Source organism: Rhodobacter ferrooxidans, from assembly GCF_000176015.1.
GTDB classification, from domain to species: Bacteria; Pseudomonadota; Alphaproteobacteria; order Rhodobacterales; family Rhodobacteraceae; genus Pseudorhodobacter_B; species Pseudorhodobacter_B ferrooxidans.
The window spans coordinates 1-5,179 of the sequence record NZ_ACYY01000040.1 but is presented as its reverse complement, the minus strand read 5'-3'; the positions used below and the strand labels follow the sequence as shown (position 1 = coordinate 5,179).

The following is a 5,179-nucleotide window of genomic DNA, read 5'->3' as shown; positions in this document are numbered from 1 at the left end:
AAAGACGCGCCGGATCTCGGGCCGAAGCGCCTCATCGCTTCTGGCACGATCAGACAGCCGCGCTGGGTCGGCCCGCCTTGCAAAATGATCGTAATAGGTGGACGGGGCGATCGGCAGAACTGCGCAGATCGGCTCGACCCCGTGCGCATTCCGATGCGCATCGATGAAACCCACCATCACTTCGACCGGCGGTCGAGCTCCGCCATCGCAAAATACGCTGACGCCTTGCGCAATATCTCGTTCGCCTGGCGCAGTTCGCGGTTCTCGCGTTCCAAAGCCTTCATCCGCTCGGCCATCTCGCTGGAGACGCCCGGGCGCTTGCCACTATCGACCTCGGCCTTCTTGACCCAGTCGTTCAGAGTCTGAGGCACGCAGCCGATCTTCGCCGCGATCGACATGACCGCCTGCCATCGCGATCCATGCTGACCCTCATTGTCGAGGACCAAACGCACCGCACGTTCGCGCACTTCGGGGGAAAACTTGTTCGTTGTCTTGCTCATGATGCTCTATCCTACTCAGGAGTTGGAGCCTCCGGCAAACCCGGCGCGGTTCAGTTTCGACATGTCTGTTCTCCTCGTTCTCGGAGACCAGCAGACCTCAGATCGTAGCTTCCGTCACTGTCCGGTTTTCAGGGGGTAGCTCAGGAGTAGCTCACAAGGCATTGATACGAAGTCATCTTCTGCGCCGAATGTGCCGCAGATGGTTTCGGGTTCGCTGTGTGCTGTCGGTGCTTTGAGGCTAGTTCAGGTTTCGCTTCGGATTGCATATCCACGCGAGGTCTTTGATAACATCGGAATTCGCCGGAAACGCCACGATGTTCATCGGCGCCATGTTCACGGGGCCGATCTCGCGCTCCATCATCACACAAGCGGCACCGATCAGGGGTAACAGCTGCGGCAGTCCATTCGCTTGCGCATAATCCCGGATGTCCCGCAAGACATCGACGAGCCAGTCGTGGTTTTGCATTCCAGTTCCTCAGTGTTCGAGCCACCCCAAGGAATCGGATAAGTTGCTAACCTTAATCAGTGGTTAATTCCCACAGTTGAACGATGGGAATTTGACAGAATGCGCTCTTTGAGTTCGTCTTCGCCCATTGTTGCGACACGTTCTTCAGTCTGGATTGCTTCCACCAGGGCCTTGAAGGCCCGAGCCGTCTCCATAAATCCTTCTCGCTCGGCAACCGAAGCTGCTGCGAGGGCCTGGTTCAAGAGTTCGCGCGGATGCATGGTAAAACCTTTTACTGTTCCATAACCTTGTATCCGCCGGAGTCCTTAACAAGTTGCTAATGATGGTTCGTTGGCCCATAGGTAGAGTGGACGAGGCGTAAACTCGCCTATAGAGAGCAAGAACTTGCTCATTCCTTGCGTGCCGAAGTGTGCACTTTCGGCAGGGTTGCGCGGCTTATAGGGTCAACGACTCGTCATCGCGTGCTCCTTGCGGCGCTCGGCTGTTCGTGACGAATCACCCCATTTTTGGCTGCTCGAAGTTGCTGGAGTTTGCGGTATCCGACGGTCCTCGCACGAACCGGCGATCTCAACTGCTGAACGTCGGTCTTAGCCTTCTTCGCGGACCGGGAATGGTATGACGGTGCTGGCGAGTTTTGGATGATCCCAATGACTGGCGGCACTGGTCAGCGCCAGCAGCAGGTAGAGCCGTGTCTTGGTCAGGTTTTCCTTTTCCGTGTAATCGATCAGTTCGCGGATGGCATCGGTGAATCGCTGTTGCCGCGCCACCTGCTTGCTGGCGCATGGCGGAGTGCCGACTTCTTCGACGGCCGCGTCGTAGGCCAACTGACAACTGTCGTGGAGGTCGTTCAAGTCGAACTCCTCCGCATATTGCAGAATGTCGTGCAACACCTCCACCACCCAGGCATGTTGCGACACAGCCATTTCAGAATACTCCCGGTGGGGAATCAGCTGAATCGGTGTCGCCGAAATAGCTGGACTGACCGGCAAAGCCGTTCACGTGAAGCGCCGCCGCGACGTTGATGAGCGCCTGGGCGGATTCAACATGACCGTCGTGCTCAGCGAACATTGCAGCGATCATGATCTTGTGGATTTGGTCATCAGTGTGCATCGGTAACCTTCTGACAACTCGATCATCTTCGCGCGGGGTCCGCGAGTCGGCACCGACGATGTGCCAACGGCCAAGATGACGAACCTGGCATGGATTGCGTCTGGCGCTGCTGCCTGACGTTAGCGATCAAACAAGAAGCGGGAGCGCGCTCGACGCGAAGACGAATCCGGCAGAAAAGTGCGAACACGCTGCCAGGCTTCTTAGGCGAGTCACCGGACGCTGTCGTGGTGGCGTCGTGCTCTCTCGGGATATTGGCAGAGTGGAATGATGCCCGTGAAAGTCTCTGACGTGTCTCTGGATGACGGAGGCACGCTGTCAGGCACGAAGTGGACGCGATCGGCGACTATTGGAATCTGCGTCGCGGGTCGTGCCGCTCGGGCGGGCCGGGGTTTTCACCCGGTCCCGGATCCTAGACATGAGGGTTCCAGTAAGTTGATAAGTTTATTGGCAAGCACCGTCGTCAGTGCCGCGAGGTCACCCTTTCACGACGTGATTAACGGAGCATGAACCAAGAGCGGCATCATTGAGGCGGCAGCTTCAACATCCGCGACAATCTGTTGCGACGCGTCGGATCGCATCGTAAGAGCTGTTCTGACCCCACCTTTCCGCTGAATCCGTAAGCTGCGATGCGCCCTCGTGTGGAGATTTGCACGGGAGGTGTCATTGGGAGTCCATCGGGAGCGCAGTTTGGAGGCCGTTGGGTTTGTAGAGCTTCTGGCGGCACCGGCAGTCAAGCGGCGGTGGTCTGACGCGGCGAAGGGCCGGGTGGTGGCGGAGACGCTGGTGCCAGGTGTCACGGTGAATGAGGTGGCGTGTCGGCATGGGGTGAAGGCGAACCACCTGTCTTCGTGGCGGACGCTCGCCCGGCAGGGCAAGCTTGTTGTGCCTGAGGTTGCGGGGGCCGAGTTCGCAGCACCGGTGACGACGGCACAGTCGGCGGCGGCATCGCTCGCGACGGCGTCGATTGATCTGATCATTGGGCCGGTGACGGTGCGTCTGGATGGGGCCACACCTGCGGCACGGGTCGCGGAACTGGCCATGGCGCTGCAGGCCTGCCCATGATCTTCCCGTCGAACCGGGTGCGGATCATGGTGGCGACCAAGCCCATCGACTTCCGGAAGGGCCATGACAGCCTGGCCGCGATGGTGAAGAACGAGCTGCGCAAAGACCCGTTCACCGGAACGGTCTTCGTGTTCCGGGCCAAGAAGGCGGATCGGCTGAAGCTGCTCTACTGGGACGGCACCGGTCTGGTGATGGCCTACAAGCGGCTAGAGGAGCACAGCTTCACCTGGCCTGCCGTGAAGGATGGGCTGATGCTGATGAACCATGCGCAATTCGAGGCGCTGTTTGCAGGGCTCGATTGGCGGCGGGTGCGGGCCATTGAGGCAAAGGCTCCCGAAGCCGTGGAATGACCCGTTCAAGGCTGCGGCAGGATGACTCAGTCGGCTCTTTACAGAGGCAGAGCCCATGGTGGTTTGGTAAAAACCGGCGATGTCGAAGACCGCTGATCTGCTTGAAGAAATTGCTGCGCTGAAGGCGATGCTGATCGTCGCGGATGCGCGCGACAAGCACAAGGACGAGCGCATTGCACGGCTGGAAAAGCTGGTCGCGGCCTTCAAACAGGCGGTCTTCGGTCGGAAATCGGAGAAGAGCGATCCGGACCAGTTCGAACTGGCGCTGGAAGATCTGGAAACGGCCATGGCTGTGATCCATGCTGAAGAGGATGCAGAGGATCGCGCCGCCAAGCGCCCTGCCAAACCGCGTGCCTCCAACCGTGGAGCATTGCCCAAGCACCTGCCGCGCATCGAAGAGGTCATCGAGCCGGACAGCCTGACCTGCTCCTGCGGCGGCTGCCTGCATTGCATTGGTGAGGATATCTCGGAAAGGCTCGACATCGTGCCCGCCCAGTTCCGTGTCATCGTCACCCACCGCCCCAAATATGCCTGCCGGACCTGCACTGACGGCGTTGTTCAGGCCCCCGCACCGGCACGGCTGATCCCTGGCGGCATGCCGACCGAGGCGACTGTCGCACATGTTCTGATAAGCAAATACGCTGACCATCTGCCGCTCTACCGGCAGGCCCAGATCTACAGCCGCCAGGGCGTCGATCTCGACCGCTCCACCCTTGCGGATTGGGTGGGCCGCGCCGCCTTCGAACTCCGCCCCGTCCATGAGGCGCTGATGGCGGACCTGAAGCGGTCCACCAAGCTCTTCATGGACGAGACCCGCGCCCCGGTCCTCGACCCGGGGGCAAGAAAGACCAAAACCGGATACTTCTGGGCCTTGGCCCGCGATGACCGACCGTGGGGCGGCACGTCGCCACCAGGTGTGGTCTTCACCTATGCCCCCGGTCGCGGCGGACAACATGCTGAACGGATATTGCAGGGCTTCGGCGGCATTCTGCAGGTCGACGGCTATGCCGGATACAACTGCCTGATTGCAGCGGACCGGATCGGTCCGGGCATACAGCTCGCATATTGCTGGGCGCACGCGCGCCGCAAGCTGATCGAGATCACCCGCACCGGACCTGCGCCGATTGCCGAGGAAGGCGTCGGCCTTATCCGCAAAGCGATGATGTTCAGGGGAGGATCCTGCGAAAGCTCGTCGGCGGCGATTGACCGTGCCGCTTCGATTGCGAACGCGATGCGATCCAAGCCGTTCAGCTTGGAATAATTCGCCATTTCCTGCAGCATGTCGCCGAGCCAGTCATGTGCAGCCATGTCACCAATCCTGCGTTCAGTTCAGCTTCCGGCGCAGATGGAATGCCACGACGTCGCCAGAAGGCTGTCCGTTCGATGCTTCAACGACACCAATCTCAGGGCGGTGAAACGCCAGGACGCGACCGGGGATTCGCTTGTTCGTATTGAGCTCGCGGGCTGCGGCTTCGAAAGCGTTTTCCAGGAGAGGGAAGAGATGGGAAAGACCGTTTTCAGAAGCATGGGCCTCGATCGCGGTCAGCACATCAACAAGCCAGTCGTCAGTCACAATTCCCTCTCCCGAAAAAGCGAACTCACACAGAACACACTACGAAGTTTGACCTAGGGGAGGAAGGTTAAGTGATCCTTAACATGTTACCCTTGTGACGCTACGTCGCTTTGCATTC

7 protein-coding genes, 2 pseudogenes and 1 other annotated feature are annotated in these 5,179 nt (G+C 59.6%); of the genes and pseudogenes, 3 read left to right on the top strand and 6 right to left on the bottom strand.

Going from position 1 to position 5,179, the window contains the following annotated elements:
* The 5 genes and pseudogenes from RSW2DRAFT_RS17670 to RSW2DRAFT_RS16815 form a co-directional block, all read right to left on the bottom strand.
* A pseudogene (locus RSW2DRAFT_RS17670) lies at positions 1-500 on the bottom strand (transposase); the annotation flags it as partial.
* Positions 103-219 (bottom strand) — a sequence feature (AL1L pseudoknot). It overlaps the preceding pseudogene by 117 nt.
* Positions 501-738: 238 nt before the next feature.
* On the bottom strand, positions 739-966 hold the full coding sequence (locus RSW2DRAFT_RS16825; protein ID WP_008033185.1) for a hypothetical protein: 228 nt from the start codon (positions 964-966) through the stop codon (positions 739-741).
* Between the two features lie 56 nt (positions 967-1,022).
* Entirely contained in the window at positions 1,023-1,226 is a 204-nt protein-coding gene (locus tag RSW2DRAFT_RS18160; protein ID WP_156790780.1) for a hypothetical protein, read from the bottom strand.
* A 327-nt stretch (positions 1,227-1,553) separates the two neighbouring features.
* Positions 1,554-1,889: a hypothetical protein gene (locus RSW2DRAFT_RS16820; protein ID WP_008033181.1), complete on the bottom strand. Its 336-nt coding sequence runs from the start codon at positions 1,887-1,889 to the stop codon at positions 1,554-1,556.
* Between the two features lies 1 nt (position 1,890).
* A complete protein-coding gene (locus RSW2DRAFT_RS16815) occupies positions 1,891-2,076 on the bottom strand; it encodes a hypothetical protein (RefSeq protein ID WP_008033179.1) in 186 nt (61 codons plus the stop codon).
* 687 nt (positions 2,077-2,763) lie between these two features.
* Here RSW2DRAFT_RS16815 and RSW2DRAFT_RS16810 point away from each other — a divergent pair.
* The 3 genes and pseudogenes from RSW2DRAFT_RS16810 to tnpC form a co-directional block, all read left to right on the top strand.
* On the top strand, positions 2,764-3,138 hold the full coding sequence (locus RSW2DRAFT_RS16810) for a transposase (RefSeq protein ID WP_050786855.1): 375 nt from the start codon (positions 2,764-2,766) through the stop codon (positions 3,136-3,138).
* Positions 3,139-3,164: 26 nt separating this feature from the next.
* Positions 3,165-3,488 (top strand): IS66 family insertion sequence element accessory protein TnpB, encoded by a 324-nt coding sequence (gene tnpB, locus RSW2DRAFT_RS16805; protein WP_198008133.1) that lies wholly within the window; start codon positions 3,165-3,167, stop codon positions 3,486-3,488.
* Between the two features lie 79 nt (positions 3,489-3,567).
* A pseudogene (gene tnpC, locus RSW2DRAFT_RS16800) lies at positions 3,568-4,641 on the top strand (IS66 family transposase); the annotation flags it as partial.
* 171 nt (positions 4,642-4,812) lie between these two features.
* On the opposite strand, the gene RSW2DRAFT_RS18155 reads toward tnpC, so the two are convergent.
* The gene (locus RSW2DRAFT_RS18155) at positions 4,813-5,061 is read right to left on the bottom strand and encodes a hypothetical protein (protein WP_156790779.1); all 249 of its coding nucleotides are present in this window, start codon (positions 5,059-5,061) and stop codon (positions 4,813-4,815) included.
* Positions 5,062-5,179 lie beyond the last annotated feature (118 nt).